Annotated in this window: 16 protein-coding genes and 1 pseudogene; 5 read left to right on the top strand and 12 right to left on the bottom strand. The window is 34.3% G+C overall.

The window, feature by feature from the left end:
- Positions 1-15: 15 nt before the first annotated feature.
- From Q3V31_RS09830 to Q3V31_RS09780, 11 genes and pseudogenes are all read right to left on the bottom strand, one after another.
- The gene (locus Q3V31_RS09830) at positions 16-375 is read right to left on the bottom strand and encodes a hypothetical protein (RefSeq protein WP_016130038.1); all 360 of its coding nucleotides are present in this window, start codon (positions 373-375) and stop codon (positions 16-18) included.
- A gap of 84 nt (positions 376-459) precedes the next feature.
- Positions 460-1,056: a hypothetical protein gene (locus Q3V31_RS09825; RefSeq protein WP_090813963.1), complete on the bottom strand. Its 597-nt coding sequence runs from the start codon at positions 1,054-1,056 to the stop codon at positions 460-462.
- Entirely contained in the window at positions 1,056-3,377 is a 2,322-nt protein-coding gene (gene helD, locus Q3V31_RS09820; RefSeq protein WP_090813962.1) for an RNA polymerase recycling motor HelD, read from the bottom strand. The genes Q3V31_RS09825 and helD overlap by 1 nt, the downstream gene beginning before the upstream one ends.
- Positions 3,378-3,435: 58 nt before the next feature.
- A complete protein-coding gene (locus Q3V31_RS09815) occupies positions 3,436-4,020 on the bottom strand; it encodes a TetR/AcrR family transcriptional regulator (RefSeq protein WP_016130041.1) in 585 nt (194 codons plus the stop codon).
- 213 nt (positions 4,021-4,233) lie between these two features.
- Positions 4,234-5,850, bottom strand: a pseudogene (locus tag Q3V31_RS09810) (FAD-dependent oxidoreductase).
- 411 nt (positions 5,851-6,261) lie between these two features.
- Positions 6,262-6,621, bottom strand: a complete 360-nt coding sequence (locus Q3V31_RS09805) for a 4'-phosphopantetheinyl transferase superfamily protein (protein ID WP_090813960.1) — start codon at positions 6,619-6,621, stop codon at positions 6,262-6,264.
- On the bottom strand, positions 6,614-7,540 hold the full coding sequence (locus tag Q3V31_RS09800; protein ID WP_001180997.1) for a DMT family transporter: 927 nt from the start codon (positions 7,538-7,540) through the stop codon (positions 6,614-6,616). Before Q3V31_RS09800 ends, Q3V31_RS09805 begins: the two co-directional genes overlap by 8 nt.
- A gap of 78 nt (positions 7,541-7,618) precedes the next feature.
- Positions 7,619-7,939: an ArsR/SmtB family transcription factor gene (locus Q3V31_RS09795; protein ID WP_000432919.1), complete on the bottom strand. Its 321-nt coding sequence runs from the start codon at positions 7,937-7,939 to the stop codon at positions 7,619-7,621.
- A 133-nt stretch (positions 7,940-8,072) separates the two neighbouring features.
- Positions 8,073-9,266, bottom strand: coding sequence for an aminotransferase class I/II-fold pyridoxal phosphate-dependent enzyme (locus Q3V31_RS09790; RefSeq protein WP_000214187.1), 1,194 nt, complete (start codon positions 9,264-9,266; stop codon positions 8,073-8,075).
- Between the two features lie 98 nt (positions 9,267-9,364).
- Positions 9,365-9,637: an acyl carrier protein gene (locus Q3V31_RS09785; RefSeq protein ID WP_000186169.1), complete on the bottom strand. Its 273-nt coding sequence runs from the start codon at positions 9,635-9,637 to the stop codon at positions 9,365-9,367.
- 128 nt (positions 9,638-9,765) lie between these two features.
- Positions 9,766-10,047, bottom strand: a complete 282-nt coding sequence (locus Q3V31_RS09780; protein WP_000968549.1) for a hypothetical protein — start codon at positions 10,045-10,047, stop codon at positions 9,766-9,768.
- A 333-nt stretch (positions 10,048-10,380) separates the two neighbouring features.
- On the opposite strand from Q3V31_RS09780, the gene Q3V31_RS09775 reads away from it, so the two are divergent.
- From Q3V31_RS09775 to Q3V31_RS09770, 3 genes are all read left to right on the top strand, one after another.
- Positions 10,381-10,629: a hypothetical protein gene (locus tag Q3V31_RS09775; protein WP_000578779.1), complete on the top strand. Its 249-nt coding sequence runs from the start codon at positions 10,381-10,383 to the stop codon at positions 10,627-10,629.
- A 357-nt stretch (positions 10,630-10,986) separates the two neighbouring features.
- A complete protein-coding gene (locus Q3V31_RS30970) occupies positions 10,987-11,142 on the top strand; it encodes an IS3 family transposase (RefSeq protein WP_079999286.1) in 156 nt (51 codons plus the stop codon).
- A 253-nt stretch (positions 11,143-11,395) separates the two neighbouring features.
- Positions 11,396-12,862: a protein adenylyltransferase SelO gene (locus tag Q3V31_RS09770; RefSeq protein ID WP_090813958.1), complete on the top strand. Its 1,467-nt coding sequence runs from the start codon at positions 11,396-11,398 to the stop codon at positions 12,860-12,862.
- A gap of 178 nt (positions 12,863-13,040) precedes the next feature.
- Here the strand turns inward: Q3V31_RS09770 and Q3V31_RS09765 are convergent, their stop codons facing one another.
- Positions 13,041-13,994, bottom strand: a complete 954-nt coding sequence (locus Q3V31_RS09765) for a hypothetical protein (protein WP_139265973.1) — start codon at positions 13,992-13,994, stop codon at positions 13,041-13,043.
- A 250-nt stretch (positions 13,995-14,244) separates the two neighbouring features.
- On the opposite strand from Q3V31_RS09765, the gene Q3V31_RS09760 reads away from it, so the two are divergent.
- Together Q3V31_RS09760 and Q3V31_RS09755 are read left to right on the top strand one after the other, a co-directional pair.
- Positions 14,245-15,339: a response regulator aspartate phosphatase gene (locus Q3V31_RS09760; protein ID WP_002066505.1), complete on the top strand. Its 1,095-nt coding sequence runs from the start codon at positions 14,245-14,247 to the stop codon at positions 15,337-15,339.
- Complete coding sequence (locus tag Q3V31_RS09755) at positions 15,336-15,524, top strand: Phr family secreted Rap phosphatase inhibitor (RefSeq protein ID WP_002137631.1); 189 nt, start codon at positions 15,336-15,338, stop codon at positions 15,522-15,524. Before Q3V31_RS09760 ends, Q3V31_RS09755 begins: the two co-directional genes overlap by 4 nt.
- Positions 15,525-15,859 lie beyond the last annotated feature (335 nt).

Below are 15,859 nucleotides of genomic sequence, written 5' to 3'. Positions count from 1 at the left end.
GGCTTCCCGAATATTCTAATGATGCATAAATAACACTAAAATTACTTTTCCTCTTTCATTTTCCCACATTTCAACAAAGAAGAGATATTCATCTGGAAAATCTTCTAAAGATACTGGTTCATCAGTAAGACAAATATTATTGTGATATTTTGTATCCCATTCGGCTCTCACATCATCTATTGATTCACGCTCTAAATTACTTTTTCGATCGTCAAAATAATCGGATATAAACACTTCTTCTATTCCACCGTTATAAATCATTTGTTTCAGTTCTGCCAACGTAGGATTATTAGAATATATTTTATTTGAGACTACGATGTCATTGTTGTATAACCGCTTACTCTCATTGTCTATAAAATAACCTTTTCTTCTCATATTTCTCAGTCCTTTATGTGCAGTTTATTATATAGATAAAATATTACTAACGGTATATTATCATAGAGACCTACCTATTACATATTAAGCTAAAGCAGCTGGCGACAATAATTGTGGTCCTTTCCCCATTCGTGCCAATACCCAGTCATCATAATACCACATTTCTGTTTGACGGCGGCTCATCATATAATCCCAGCGTACTTCACGCTCAAATTCGATGATTTGTCCATCGCCACCAATTGTCACCCAGTTAAAACTTCCGTTATTATGCATCATCTTTACCCATAAAACAGGAAATTCCACAGTTTGTCCCCCATCAACATAATGTCTCGTTTGTTTTTCTATGCGAAGCAAAGTTAGGTCATTTGCATATTGTCGATCAACCTTTTTCATTACATCCATTGCTATTTCCTCTGCCTCATCCTTATGAGGTAGTTTATTAGAGTATACTGGCATCATATTCGTATAACTTAAAAGATGCTTATCTTTTTGAGAAGTAATAGTTGTTATATGAGAGCCACCATAATTTAGTCGTTCTTCTGCTTGATAACGATGTATTTCAACATTTACACCATCACGCAATTCTTCATGCTCATGCACTAATTTTACATACTTCGGAATGGATAATAACATTGAAACTTCCTTACTACAGTTTTGAAAAGCATTTAATAGATTAGCCATTAAACATCTCTCCCTTTACTCGTTTCGTTTTGAAATAATGCTTTCGGTACTTTCGAAAGCATTGTCGTAATCTCTCCTGCATAATATACATATAATTCATGCATCGCTCGTGTACATGCTACATAAAATAAATTCCGTTCAGATTCTTTGCTATACATGTCATTTGAAGCATCAAATATAATAACAGCGTCAAACTCTATCCCTTTTGCCAAATAAGTAGGAATAATAACAACGCCTTTTTCATAAGTCGTATTTTCTTTTTTTACAAGTTGAAAATCTAATTTGTCCCCTATTAACTCCATAGCCCTTATACATTCTTCATCTGTTTTACAAATGATTGCAATCGATTTATGACTTTGCTTTTGTAAATCTCTTACTTTATCTATGATACTTTCTGCGCGCTCTCGTTCATCATTCACTTTTATACATAACGGTTTCTTCCCGTTACGGTTAAAAGCTTCAATTTCTTTTCCATTTGGAATGATATGTTTTGTAAATTCAATTATCGGTTTTGCCGAGCGATAACTACGGTTAAGTTGAATTTTTTCTACTTTTCTATTTGCAAACAACGTTGAAATCATATCCATCCCTCTATCGCTAGCGTGTGATAAAATGTTTTGATTTACATCCCCAAGCATTGTCCATTTCGCCTTAGGAAACAGCCGCTTCATAAACGCTAACTGAAATGGTGTATAATCTTGTACTTCATCAATAAATACAAATTTCACAAGGTGATTCGTTTTAAATCCTTCAATTAATTCTTTTAAAAACAAATACGGCGCTGCATCTTCATACGCTAATTGTTTTCTCACCAACCGATTTACTGTTTGTTTACATATCTCTTCCCAACCATCTGGCACAAAAACATCTTTCTGGATGGTTTCAAAGAACTGCTGAAATATTGCAGAATGATTTACAAAAGCTAAAGATTTCACCTTTCTTCGCAATGAACGAAAATGTTTTCTCACTACATATTTCGTTAATAATTCATGTTCCTGCTCATAATAATCAAATTGATTATCCTTCTCTAATTTTTCATAAAAACGATTGTAATCTTCTTTATTTAAATACTGAATTTCTTGTTCTACCCAGTCTTTTTTCGCTTCTTTCTTTTCAAATTCATTTATCTTCTTACGAATCCATTCCGCTGTAAGCTGCATTCGATTCGGTATGGAAATAGACGTTTCTAGCGCATAAAAATAATCATATATCGTTCTTTCCTCAATCAGCACTTCACCTTTAAATGTGACATCATGAAAACCTAGTCCTTTTTCACTTAGACTTCTCGCATATTTCTCAATCAGTCCCATAAATTCAATCGATGATTTATATTGAATTCCTTTTAGCCTCGTTTCATACATGTTTTCCTGTTCTTTCGTTAACATGTATTCTAGCTGTGAAAAAGAATCTTCTACAATAAAACTTTTGCTGATCATATGCTCCACATACGCCTGAAAAGTCGTTTGCTGCATATTTTCCTCACCAAGCTCTGGTAAGACGTTAGCGATATAGCTATTGAACAACTCATTCGGAGAAAACAGCAAAATTTGATCCGCGTTTACTGTCCCGCGGTAACGATATAATAAATACGCAACCCGTTGCAGAGCTGCTGAAGTTTTTCCACTTCCAGCCGTCCCTTGCACAAGTAATACATCACTTTTATCGTTTCGAATAATTTTGTTTTGTTCCTTTTGAATTGTCGCTACAATACTTTTCATTTGTTCACTTGCATTTCTTCCTAGCGCTTCTTGAAGGAGTTCATCCCCTATCGTTACACCTGTATCGAACATACTTTGAATGTTACCATTCCGGATAATATATTGACGTTTCAAAAGTAAATCACCTGATATTGTCCCCATTGGTGCTATATACTTTGCACTTCCTAAAGAATAATCGTAATAAAGACTAGAAATAGGTGCGCGCCAATCATATACTAAAAATCCATCTGTCTCTTTATCATAAAAAGAGCCGATACCAATATAGATCTCATCAGTATCCGCCTCTTGTTCTTCTTTAAAATCAATTCTTCCAAAGTACGGTGTATCTTTTATTTTCGTTAAAAGATTATATTCATTTTTCGCATGGTGATGGGTATGCTCCCTTTCTGAAAGAATCTCGGCCTCTTGCCTAATACTAGCCGCCGTTTCAACCGCCTCTTTAATATTATCTATATTTACTTTTACATCTTCCCAAAAGTTTTTTCTTATATTTACAATTTCAGACTTCACCGAACCAATTCGGCTGTCCAGCTCTTTCAGTTCCTCGTCTACTTTTTCAATGACTACATTTACACGTTGTTGTTCTTCTTTATAATGACTCATATAATCTCCCCTTCTCATTACGTTTCCTGATTGAAAGCCTTATATGATACGAAGTTCTTTACTTTTGAAAAATACCACGCGCAACAATTTCCCATGACTTTTGAAATTCTTCGTTTATCTTCTCTTCTTTCCATCGCTCAGAAAAAGCAGGATGATAAAACGATGATAGGAGTCCAAAAATCGTATGCGCTAAAAATAAACTGTCTTGTTTTTCAATCTCGTTACGCTCTATCCCTTGATTTATAACCTTTTCCAGTTGCCTAACTAATCTTTCTTCGTGTTTTTGGATAACAGCATTCTTTTGCTGCACTAACGAACTATTCAATGTAAATAGCTCTTCATTTTCCAGTAACTCTTTCTTTTTAAGTTGGAACAAACATAAGAACCACTCTTGTAAAATCACTGCTGTTTCTCCGTCTTTCCCACTAATTTTCTCAAGTTGATCCGAATACTTTAATAACCATCTTTCCAAAATAGCGTCGCGAAGTGCTGCCTTACTACGAAAATAGGAGTATAAAGCTGCATGACTAACATCAAGAGATTTCGCAATACTAACAAGCGTCGTCCTACTCCATCCATATTTAATCAATTCCTTTTCCGCTGCATCCAAAACAACATTTCTCGTTAATGCTTTTTCTGTCATTTTTCTCACCGTCCACTTTATTTACATAATAAAATTAGCTTCTGTTATTTCAACAACTTACATTTTTTATTATTTGTAAGTTACAATCAAAAAAATTCATCTTTCAAGTAGGTTATAAGATTAGCACATCCGCTTACAAATTACAATATTTTATTTTTGTAAGTTGTAAGCAATAAAACCACCGCTTTTGAAATACAAGCGGTGGTTTTATATTTAATTACATAATAAACGATTCATTATCTCTTCAAGTAATATACCCGGCTTTACTACCTCATTTTCCGTACGCCATCCAATAAATCCATCTGGTCTTATTACTACCGCTCCTCCATTTTCTATCCCGTATAATTTTCTAAAATAGTTACTTTGATCGATGAAATCACCAGTTAAGCCCACCTGATACACTTTTATCTTTACTCCTAATCCGGATGAAACAACATTTGCAGCTTCAGTCCAAGTACTAGGCTCTGCTCCAGTAAGTAACACAAAGTTGCTACCAAATAGATCAAGTACAGAAACTTCTTTTCCTTCATAAGTTCCCCAAAAATGTGGCGCACGCGTTCCCGGGCGTCCGTTCAAATCAACTATATTCATTCTATGCGGTGTGTTACACTCCTCTATAATTGCTTCTGAGCAATACTGATAACCAGCAGTGACAGCTAAACTATCCATATTACTCAAATTACCTTCTTCTCTGCCCGCAGCACGAAATAATATACTACTCGCATGGTCCGTCGTTAATTTTGCAACAGGGTATCTCTCGTCATGATACGTTTCTAACAATTCAGGATTTGCTTGACCTTTTATTACAGCAGCTAATTTCCAAGCTAAATTATGTGCATCTTGTATTCCTGTATTTGAACCGAATCCTCCTGTTGGCGGCATAATATGTGCCGAGTCACCAACTAAAAAGATGCGATTGTCCTGAAATTTTACCGCTGTACTTTCACTCGCTTCCCATGGTAAAACACTTAATATTTCTGGCTTAATATCCATACTTCCAATTGCAGTTTGAATAATTTGTTTACAGCGTTCTATAGAGAAATCCTCTGGTCGCTCCCCTTTTAGTGGATCATAAGCTACATGATAAATCCATTTACTTTCGTTATCGACTGGAATAAGCGCGCCAATTACTTTCGGATGTCGTATCATAGTAAAACCGAATGCGTCTCCTTTAATACATTCACTTAAATCTGCTTCAAAATATATGTTCATATAATAACCACCGATTGTACCACGGCCCTCGGTTGAAATACCTAACTGTTCACGTATTTTACTTTTCGCTCCATCTGCTGCGATTACATAATCACAATAAATAGTACTCTCTTCCTTCGTTTCACAATCTCGAATAACCGCTATTACTCCGTTCTCATTTTACTCATAAGAAACCAGTTCATGATAAAAAGATAGCTCTCCGCCTAACTTTTGCGCGTATTGTAACATCATCTCTTCTAAAGTAATTTGATAACAAGCAGTTTGTTTTGATGGGCTAATCTCTTCCACTTTACGAACTAAATTTTCGTTATTTTCATACTGAGCCGCCCTTATTTGTTCCAGCTCTTCATTATTTACCTCAGCTATTGTTTGAACCGCAATTCTCCCGTGACAATTCTCTAACGCTTTACCAGCTAATCTAATCCTTTTTTCTAGACCTAATTCTCGAAATAATTCCATCGTACGAAAAGTGATTCCACCTGCTTTCGGATGAATCGCAGTAGACGGATGCCTTTCAATAAGTAAATAATCCATGTTATGTTTTGCAAGAAATAATGCAGACGATAATCCTGATAACCCTCCTCCAACAATTAAAACTGGTACATGTTTCGATTTCATATATTTTCCCTCCACATATATTCTTCTGAGCTCAGTGACATAAATATAATCAAAATAAAATATAGACTTATATTTTATTTTGAATTATCATATAGATAGATTACGCCCCAAATTTCTTTTTTCCTTTTATACATCTACAACTATGAGGACTGTGTATGAATAAAAGGAAAAAACAAAAAGAGCCTTCGTTATATGAACTGTATCCCGAATCATGGACACTTAAAAAAGCCCCATGATTCGGGTTTTTTGTGTATTTTTATCAAAAAACCTCGTTATAATGGAACCAACGATAGAAATGAGGTACGGAGAATGAATGATGCATTGACTTTAAGTTAATTAGATTGATAAGAAAAAACCTATGCCCATGCATAGGTTTTTTCTTCATTTCCTTCTATTATAATAGTAGATTAATTACGCAAAATGAGTATCAGTCCAAATTACTTGTGATATCACATTCGTACTGTTTCTTGTCACATCAATATGAAATTGATCTTCTGCCGTAATGTGACAGGTTTGTCTTGCTGCTGCGCTAAAATGTATTTCGTATTTTCCATCAATGTTTACTATCTCTATATCTTTCCACATCGTGTTCTTTTGAAAGCCAGTACCGATTGCCTTTACTGTCGCTTCTTTGATACACCACATAATAGAATAATTGATGTAATTTTCTTTTGCCCACAGTACTTCTTGCTTTGTAAATAGCTTTTGAAGTGCTTTTTTATTCTTCCATCTTTCAATCTCTGTAATATCGATGCCTATTCCTTTAATCATTTAAAGCGACTTTCTTGCTTTGATTTGCCGATTTTGCAGTCGCGATATATACACCGATTAATACAAATAACATACCGATTACTTCTTTCCAACTCATGACAGAACCATAGAATACGACAGAAATTAAAGTCGTAACGATTGGTGTAAGGTTCAGATACATGCTCGCTTTGCTCGCCCCGATTTGCTCTACACCTTTATTGAAAATAATATATCCAACGAGCGTACCACATACAACCATATAAAACATTTCTAACCAGCTTTGTGCAGACATACTAGGTACTTTGTCCCAACCCCCTTCATATAAGGAAGAGATTGCTAGGAAAACAGAGCCCATAACAGTCATTATTGTCGTAGCAAATAATGGTGAAACGTCTTTCATGACAGCTTTCCCTACTAAACCATATATAACGCCGCATGCTAGAGCTGCTAAAAACAATAAATCCCCAACATTAAATGCTAAGGAAAGTAACATATCAAGAGATCCTTTTGTAATCACGATAATAACACCGACTAAAGATAGTACTAAACTGATTCCGACTTTACTGTTCCATTTTTCATTTAAAAAAAGAATCGAACCTAGTGTAACGAAGATTGGCATGGTTGCAATAATTAATGAACCATTGATAGCGGACGTATAGTGTACACCTAAAAAGAATAGAGCATTATAGCCGAAAATACCAGTTAACGCAACAAGTAATAGTCCTTTCCATCCTTTCTTGATAGAAGCCATATCCCATTCCGATTTAATTGTTAAATACACCATAAGGATGACACCTGCGATACCGAAACGAAGAGTAGCTGCGACTAATGGCGGGATTTCAGTTACAACATGTTCAGCTGTCGAGAAGGAACCGCCCCAAAACAAAGGAACTAGTAGAAGTAAGAAATAAATCTTGTTTGATTGGTTTTGATTTTGCATCTTTGTACCTCCTATTTAGTTAAATTTGTAAGTTTCGTGTTTACAGGTTCAAACTTATAAACTTGTTATGCAAAAAAATTAATATCCTGCTTCAATCGCAGATACTAATTCTTTCATATAAATAACGAAATTACTGGTTGTCAAAGAATAGTATACTTCTTTTCCGTGTTTCTTTGGTCTAACCAATTCTGCTTGCTTTAATATTTTTAAATGATGTGATACTGCAGGTCTAGAAATTGACATTTGTTCTGTTATTTGAGTTACATTTAAACCATCGGTTTTAAGTAAAATCATGATAATTTGTTGCCGATTTACATCGCCCAATGCTTGGAAAATGGGAGTCGTCAAATTGAATTGTTCAAGAATGTTTTCTCTGTTTTTGCATTCGTAATTTTCCATGATTCGCATCCTTTTTAATAAATATATTTATAATGATACCATCAGCGCGGGGTTAATGCGGTAATGTTGCTGATGGTATCCCAACTATTGTAAGTATATCATCTTTTCTAACAATAGTTAGTAAATATAGGAATTAAAATTTGAAAACTTCTTTTGCTTCTATTAATAGGTCCACAACTTTTTGGCATTCTTCAAGGGAGTGGCTACTTGTAACACCAATACGTAAGCGCCCTTTATTTACTGGTACACCTGGTGAAATGAATGCTGCTGTAAATAGTCCTCTTTCCATTAACCATGATGTAACACTCGCTGTTTTTTTGTCGTCGCCGACTAAAACAGGAACAATTTGACTAACCGTATCTAGTAAATTAAAACCATTCTCTTGTAGTTTTTCGATTAGGTAAGAAGAATTTCTCCATAGGTCTTCTCTTAATTGTATGCCGTGTTCTTCCATATATGTTAAAGATGCAAGTGATGCGGCAGCAACTGCTGGTGTTGAACCTCTTGAACTCGTATATGATGGTGCATAATATCTAATGGCACTTTCGATTTCTTTATTTGTAACAATAAATCCACCAACACTACCTACAGCTTTACTCATTGTTCCTACGACAATATCTACTTGGTCTAAAACACCAAAATGTTCCGCTACACCTAAACCATTGGGCCCTACAACACCAAATGAATGTGCTTCGTCAACCATGACAATTGCGTTATATTCTTTTGCAAGCACACAGATTTTATCTAACGGAGCATAATCTCCATCTGCGCTGAAGAGGCCATCGACTACGATGATTCTTTTTCCTTTATCCATGCTTTGTTTTAAGATTGATTCAAGCTTCTTTACGTTATTATGAGGGAAAGATCGGATTTGTGCACCTGATAACTGGCTCCCCATAAAGATGGAGATATGATTTAATCTGTCATTGATAATAACATCATCTGGACCAGCCATTACCGTTAGCACACCAATATTTGCAGTCATTCCTGAAGGGAAGATAATACCAGCTGGCTTATTATATAATTTCGCAAGTTTGTTTTCTAATTCATTATGGATCGTTGTATGACCACAAAAGATTTGTGCACCATATGTATTTGTACCGAAATTTCGAATGGCTTCAATAGATTTTTGTTTTAAGTAATCATTTTGTGACAAACCAAGATAATCGCATGAACCAAACATTAACATTTTACCGTTTTCTTTTGTCGTAATGTAGTTGTCAGTTGTGGATTCAACTGTTGGGAAGAACGGATAAACGCCTTCTTTCTTCCATTCTTCGAATTTCTCTACATCAAATCGTGTACGCGTATCAACTGTAGTCGTCATCTTATTAACTCCTTCTACGAATCATAATTTTCTTGCATATTGACTTTTATTTTAAAATCTGACTATTAACTTAAAAAAATTATAACGAGTTTAAACTTCTAAACTTGTAAACATGTATAAACTGCTTTAACTAATTCGTTAACAGTGGGCTTTGATTCTTTAGGGTTTAAGTGGTCTTCTACTTCCAGCTCTTGATCAAATTCGTCTTGTAGTACAATCATAATTTCTGCAAACAATAATGAATCCACATCTAGATCTTGTAAAGTTGCATCTAATGATACTTCATCTACTGAAGCTTCTTCCTTGATTACATTCGTGATTACTTCCTGCACTTGTTCATAAGTAAATTTTGTTCCTGTTACGTTTGTCATAATGCACAACCTTTCCATATTTTGTATTTTTTCTGCAATTAGAAGTTTATTCCAAAAATCAAGAAATGTAAATAAGTTTTCCCGAAAAAATATTTTTTATTTTTAGAATTCTTAATGTATTCATTCTTCTAAACACGGACGAAATCGTTGGTGCATTCGAATTGAATATACTCTTGTTTTTGCAGCAATTTCTCATGTATTTGCTTTAATTCTGACGCATACGAACTGTCTATTAACATAAAAAGTTCTGTTAAATGAATCATAATCTCGATATCTGATAAGATCGTTTGCAGCTCTTTCTCAACCTGCTCCTTTTCTCCACAGTCTTCTAGCTTAATAAACTCGTATGTACAAAATTGCAATTTCTCGTTTAGGTTCTGTATAAAACACTTGGTTTTTGCATCCATCATTCTCACCCCACCTTCTAATACGCATGAGGATTCATAAGAGTATATTCAGATATTGGGAATTATGTGTATAATTCTAACACAAAAAACTAAAACACGTTACATATAATAACAATATTATCCATAAATTTACAACATTTTTCCTTTACTTTGTAATATTTTTGTATGTTTCTTGTAAGTAGAAGCGTAGTATAGACTTTCTTACGTAAGGTAACAGGTCATGGTTTCTGTTATGGATAGATCGTCACAAAATTTTTTCGAAAACGAGAGGTAAACGAAAATCCACAAGGAAAAGGTCCTAGCCAAATCTTTTTAGAGAATGGGTTTGACTTAGCTGTGATTGGTGAGAAGAAACCAAAACAATGCTTGAAACGTTGGCGAAGAACCTTTGAACAATTTGGTGAGGAAGGCTTTTATACAGAACACTGTGGGAAAGGAAGTACGGGACGCCCTTCGGAAAAACCCCTCTCTCCTGATAAAAAATTAAAGAAAGCGGAAGTACGTATTTCGTTTTTAGAAGCAGAATTGACATTCCTAAAAAAGTTAGACGAACTCGCAAGGCAGGCGTTACAGAAGAAGCGTTAACACCACGAGAAACATACACACGATTCCAATTCCCACGTATGGTGCGTTACCTTTGCATACTGACTGGGATAAGTCGGAGTGGATACTATGCGTGGCTCCATCAGACAGATAAAAAGCTGCAAAAAGAACGCAACGATGAAACAGATTATGAATGAATATCGTCTATCAAACATTAGATAACTTGGAAGAGAGATTAGGAGAAGTCATTCATACTGAAGCGCTTCTACATTCAGACCAAGGTATTCATTATACACACCCTGAATTTCAAAAACGTGTAAGAAAAATCGGGATCAGACAGTCTATGTCCTGTAGGGGCAATTGTTTAGACAATGCACCATTGGAACCTTCCTTGGTCATATGAAAGATGAATTAGATTATAAAGATTGTCAAACCTTTGAATCCCTTGAGCTCAACATAAAGAATTATATGGAGGAGTATAATTCTAATCGTTATCAGTGGACATTAAAAAAGATGGCTCCGATCCAATATCGGAACCACCTTTTAAGTGCTTGATTTTTCAGGGCTTTTTTATTAAAATATCCATTTTATAGGGTACAGTTCAATATAACGAAGGCTCTTTTTGTTTTTATGACAGTTAAATGGACACAATGCAGTGAAGTCCTTACAATAGATTTCAAGGGGATAATTCACAATAAACGTATAATATTTTTAGTTAACCTCACACAGAATACATATAAGTACAAGAAAATAATTAAAAACCAATTACAATTCAAATTTCAAAAATACACAAAAAGGAGGAGATACGATGACTAATAAAAACGAAACTGGTTGGAATTTAGAGAGTAGTTATACTGACCTGCCCAAATCATTTTTCACCGAAATCCCCCCAACTCCTGTACACTCACCGGAGTTAATTAAACTAAATAATTCTTTAGCAATATCTCTTGGCTTTACTCCTGAGGAATTAAAAAAGGAAACCGAAGTTGCCATTTTAGCTGGTAACGCAATCCCAGAAGGAGCTCATCCACTAGCTCAGGCGTATGCTGGGCACCAATTTGGTCATTTCAACATGTTAGGAGATGGTCGTGCCCTTTTAATTGGAGAACAAATTACTCCTTCAGGCGAACGGTTTGATATTCAATTGAAAGGTTCCGGTCCAACTCCATATTCACGCCGTGGTGATGGCCGCGCTGCACTCGGTCCGATGCTACGTGAGTATATTATTAGTGAAGCGATGTACGCGCTTGATATTCCAACTACTCGCAGTTTAGCAGTAGTCTCAACTGGCGAACCAATCTATCGCGAAACGAAGTTACCTGGAGCTATTTTAACTAGAGTTGCAAGCAGTCATATACGCGTTGGAACATTCCAATACGCCGCAGCTCGAGGCTCAATCGAAGATCTCAAAGCTTTAGCTGATTATACGATAAAAAGACATTATCCAGAAGTTGAATCTACTGAAAATCCATATGTCGCACTACTACAAGAAGTCATTAAGAAACAAGCAAGCCTTATCGCAAAATGGCAACTCGTTGGCTTCATTCACGGCGTAATGAACACTGACAATATAACGATTAGCGGTGAAACGATTGATTACGGTCCATGTGCCTTTATGGATAGTTATAACCAAGGAACAGTATTTAGCTCTATTGACACACAAGGCCGTTATGCATACGGAAATCAACCATATATGGCTGCATGGGATCTCGCACGTTTAGCTGAATCTTTAATACCGATACTACATGAAGATGAAGAAGAAGCACTAAAAATTGCACAAGATGAAATTTCAAAGTTCAGTGTGCAGTACGAAAACAATTGGTTCCTCGGAATGAAGAAGAAATTAGGACTATTTAGCAAGGAAGAACAAGATCAATCACTTATTGAGAAACTTTTAAAAGCAATGGAAAAATATAAAGCAGATTATACAAATACATTCCGTGCATTAACTGACAATATATTAGAAAATGCACCTTTATTTGAAAGTCCTGAATTTAAAGAATGGTACGAGCTATGGAAATCTCGGTTAGAAAGACAAAAAGAATCACAAGATGATGCCTACAAGTTGATGAAAAATAACAACCCAGTAATCATCCCTCGAAACCACAGAGTAGAAGAAGCACTAGAAGCAGCTGTTAAAGATGGAGACTATAGCGTAATGGAGAAACTTCTTCAAGCTTTAGCAAATCCTTATGAATATTCTCAAGAACAAGCGGATTACTGCATGCCTCCAGCGCCGTCGAATCGCCCTTATCGTACTTTTTGTGGGACGTGATTGTTTAACATAAAAAAAGGTGTGTTCATACAAATTGTTTGAACACACCTTTTTTATACATTTTCCATGAAAGTACTTTTCAATCAAATATTCTTGTTTAATTTTAGAGGCTAATTTAATGAAAGTCACTTTAAACCTAGGATCGCTTCCACAAAGGCTTTTAAGTCATTATAAAAACCTATAATTGCAAATATAAATTATAAATAGGCCATTTATGTACTTCCGATTGTTGTCCATCATCCATCCTATTAAAAATTCTACTCGCTTGCTGTTTCAATCCTAAAATCACATTTGCAACAAACTTTAACTGTGGATTATCTGTAGTTCCTAATAAATCATATAAATAGTTTTCTTCTTCGCTTTCTAATTTTTGATTAATTCTCTTTTTAATTTGCAGCAAATTCATTGTTTGAATTTGCTTATCATGTTGACTTTCAATCAAATCTTCCAAAAGCCTCTTTGCTAATTCAAGATACGCTATATTTCCACATTCATCATACGTAGAAATTAACTCCAATGCAATTTGATTATTTTCCATTAATCCTTTATCATGTCGTTTATTATCAAAAGATTTTTTATATGTTTCAAAGTTAAAATTAGTTAAGGACAATAAATCTTCTCTAATTTTATATACAGCATATATGCTAACATTATTATAAGTATCTTTATTAGGGTTAAACTCTCCTGGGTTTTTAGGAATAAATGCCGCCAATCTCTGAAAGATTTTTTCATCAAACATATTATAAAACATATTATCTTTTTCATCTTTGAATAATAGTAAGGTAATATATTCTGATAATTTTAACCTTAGGATTATTTGGCCATCTATTTTTGATTCGCCACTAATTAATTCATATTTTTGTTCTCGAAAAATATTGCAAATACCGGTAAATAAATCATCCAAATTTTCTTTTTCATCAAATACATAATCGCCTGAAATACCAATTCTCTCACAAGTCTCGAGTAAATCTTCATACTGTTTAATTTCCTCACAAATGGTATTAAATTTTTCTACCTTATTTATCGAAGCTCCTATCTCATATATTTCTGAAGGGAATTTTTTATTCTCTAAAATATATTTTAAAATTTTACATGCTTTTATATATGAATTTATACTTGTTAACCTTTTCATATTAAATTTTCCCGTTTTCATCTTCTTAGAAATCTCAAAGATTAGTGTATTTTCAAATTCAATATTCAAATCATTTTTTGATTCTGTAATATGGTATCTAACCTCTCTTAAACTAAAGGACAGAATTCCTCAACATTTATTTAATAGTAAATCCATTAAACAAATGTTGAGAAATATAAAACATCATTTCTAAATATTGTTATTTTTGATACTATATTTTATAAGAATATTCAAAAAGTGAGGGGATTTCATGAACGTTCAACTACAAGGTAATGAACAAATTACGAAATTATTTAATGATTGGTATTTAGCTATGCTTAAACAAGATGTGTCTCAGGCGACAAACTTAAAACATGAAATTGAGGAAAAGGAACTAAACTTTGAGGAAGATGAAAACTTAGCATTATATCATTCCTTACTAGATTTTCGATATAAAGTTTTAGTAGATAGTTTAAGCATTTCAAAAGATAGTTTTGATAAAATAGATTCTTACGTAATCTCATCTAATCACCCACTGTCTTACTACTATCATTTCTTTAAAGGCATTTATGCAACTTTAACCACAGACTATAACTTAGCTAGCGAACATTATGAACAGGCTAAATTATTATTAGTAAATAACACTGATAATCTAGAGCAGGCTGAATTTTATTATCGGATGGCTATTTTCCATTATCACTTTTACCAACCAATTGAATCTATTGAATATGCGACAAAGGCTAAAGAGATTTTCAATAAACAAGCTGGCTACGAAGTTAAAGTTGGATTATGTAAAAATACATTAGGTGCCTCATTTGTATATTTAAAACAATATGAACAAGCAGAAGAGCAATATAATTCAGCAATACACCTTTTACAAAAATCCGATGAAAAAGAATTAATTTTAAGTGTACGTAATAATTTGGGTTGGTTATATGCCAGTCAAAACCTCTCCACACTCGCAATACGTCACCTATCAGAAGTAACTGAAAAGAGGCCTACACATTTCAAAGCTCTCTTCTTACAAGCAAGAGAACACTCTAAACTAGATGAAACAAGTATTGCTGAGGGGTTAATCCAAAAAGGATTAAAAATTTGTATGGAATTAAATAATGAAGAATATATATATCATTTTAAAATTCTAAACGAAATAAATAATAATGTTCCTTCTGAAGAATTAGAAACAATTATTCTTAAAGGAATTACGTATTTCGACAAAGAATTATTATATAACTACACTCAAGAATACTCAGAAAAATTAGCTGTTAAATTTTATGGTGAAAATAACCACATTAAGGCAAGCGAATATTTTCATAAGGCGTTACAGGCAAAAGAAAAAACATTTGAGAAAGGGGCATTGAAATGATTAAAAAAATTGGCTCTGTTTTTTTAGGACTATCTGTTTTCGGTATTTTAGCTACTGGTATTCATAGTTCAATTACATACCAAGCGGGTCATGCTGATCTTCCTGCACCACAAAGACCTGACTTTGTTCAATCTGTTGACGTAAGTAAAGACTACAACTCAACAACAGCTGTAAAAGCGCTTTAAAAACGAAAGACCTTCCATTAAGAAGGTCTTTTTTAAATGCACTTATTTAGTTAATGTAATCGAATATTTCTTCATACAGGGCTTTCCATATGCCTCCGACGGGATTCGAACCCGCACTCCTTTCGTAAGCATAGGCTAAGGGGAACACGCTTCCCTACGGAATTTCACCGACAGGAGTTTCACCTGTCTCAGCTTATTTGCTTTTCGGTGCTTCTGAAACCTTCGCCTTGCGACCCGGTTCTACACTGTTTTCCGGCGCTCTTCCCTTCTAGAGCTACGGAGGCAGTTTTTCTTTCAAGTAAAAGATATTTCTACAAAAATAGAAATATCCCTTT

This window comes from Bacillus nitratireducens, from assembly GCF_036320425.1.
GTDB classification, from domain to species: domain Bacteria; phylum Bacillota; class Bacilli; order Bacillales; family Bacillaceae_G; genus Bacillus_A; species Bacillus_A nitratireducens.
Note: the sequence above shows the minus strand (reverse complement) of the source record. Positions and strands in the feature narration are given on the sequence as shown.

Excerpts from the sequence above, each read along its gene's own strand:
- Q3V31_RS09805 (WP_090813960.1), bottom strand. The coding sequence starts at position 6,621 with ATGATTAAAGGAATAGGCATCGATATTACAGAGATTGAAAGATGGAAG.
- helD (WP_090813962.1), bottom strand. The coding sequence starts at position 3,377 with ATGAGTCATTATAAAGAAGAACAACAACGTGTAAATGTAGTCATTGAA.
- Q3V31_RS09790 (WP_000214187.1), bottom strand. The coding sequence starts at position 9,266 with ATGACGACTACAGTTGATACGCGTACACGATTTGATGTAGAGAAATTC.
- Q3V31_RS09780 (WP_000968549.1), bottom strand. The coding sequence starts at position 10,047 with ATGATGGATGCAAAAACCAAGTGTTTTATACAGAACCTAAACGAGAAA.
- Q3V31_RS09795 (WP_000432919.1), bottom strand. The coding sequence starts at position 7,939 with ATGGAAAATTACGAATGCAAAAACAGAGAAAACATTCTTGAACAATTC.
- Q3V31_RS09830 (WP_016130038.1), bottom strand. The coding sequence starts at position 375 with ATGAGAAGAAAAGGTTATTTTATAGACAATGAGAGTAAGCGGTTATAC.
- Q3V31_RS30970 (WP_079999286.1), top strand. The coding sequence starts at position 10,987 with ATGAAAGATGAATTAGATTATAAAGATTGTCAAACCTTTGAATCCCTT.
- Q3V31_RS09785 (WP_000186169.1), bottom strand. The coding sequence starts at position 9,637 with ATGACAAACGTAACAGGAACAAAATTTACTTATGAACAAGTGCAGGAA.
- Q3V31_RS09770 (WP_090813958.1), top strand. The coding sequence starts at position 11,396 with ATGACTAATAAAAACGAAACTGGTTGGAATTTAGAGAGTAGTTATACT.
- Q3V31_RS09765 (WP_139265973.1), bottom strand. The coding sequence starts at position 13,994 with ATGAAAAGGTTAACAAGTATAAATTCATATATAAAAGCATGTAAAATT.
- Q3V31_RS09815 (WP_016130041.1), bottom strand. The coding sequence starts at position 4,020 with ATGACAGAAAAAGCATTAACGAGAAATGTTGTTTTGGATGCAGCGGAA.
- Q3V31_RS09755 (WP_002137631.1), top strand. The coding sequence starts at position 15,336 with ATGATTAAAAAAATTGGCTCTGTTTTTTTAGGACTATCTGTTTTCGGT.
- Q3V31_RS09825 (WP_090813963.1), bottom strand. The coding sequence starts at position 1,056 with ATGGCTAATCTATTAAATGCTTTTCAAAACTGTAGTAAGGAAGTTTCA.
- Q3V31_RS09760 (WP_002066505.1), top strand. The coding sequence starts at position 14,245 with ATGAACGTTCAACTACAAGGTAATGAACAAATTACGAAATTATTTAAT.
- Q3V31_RS09800 (WP_001180997.1), bottom strand. The coding sequence starts at position 7,540 with ATGCAAAATCAAAACCAATCAAACAAGATTTATTTCTTACTTCTACTA.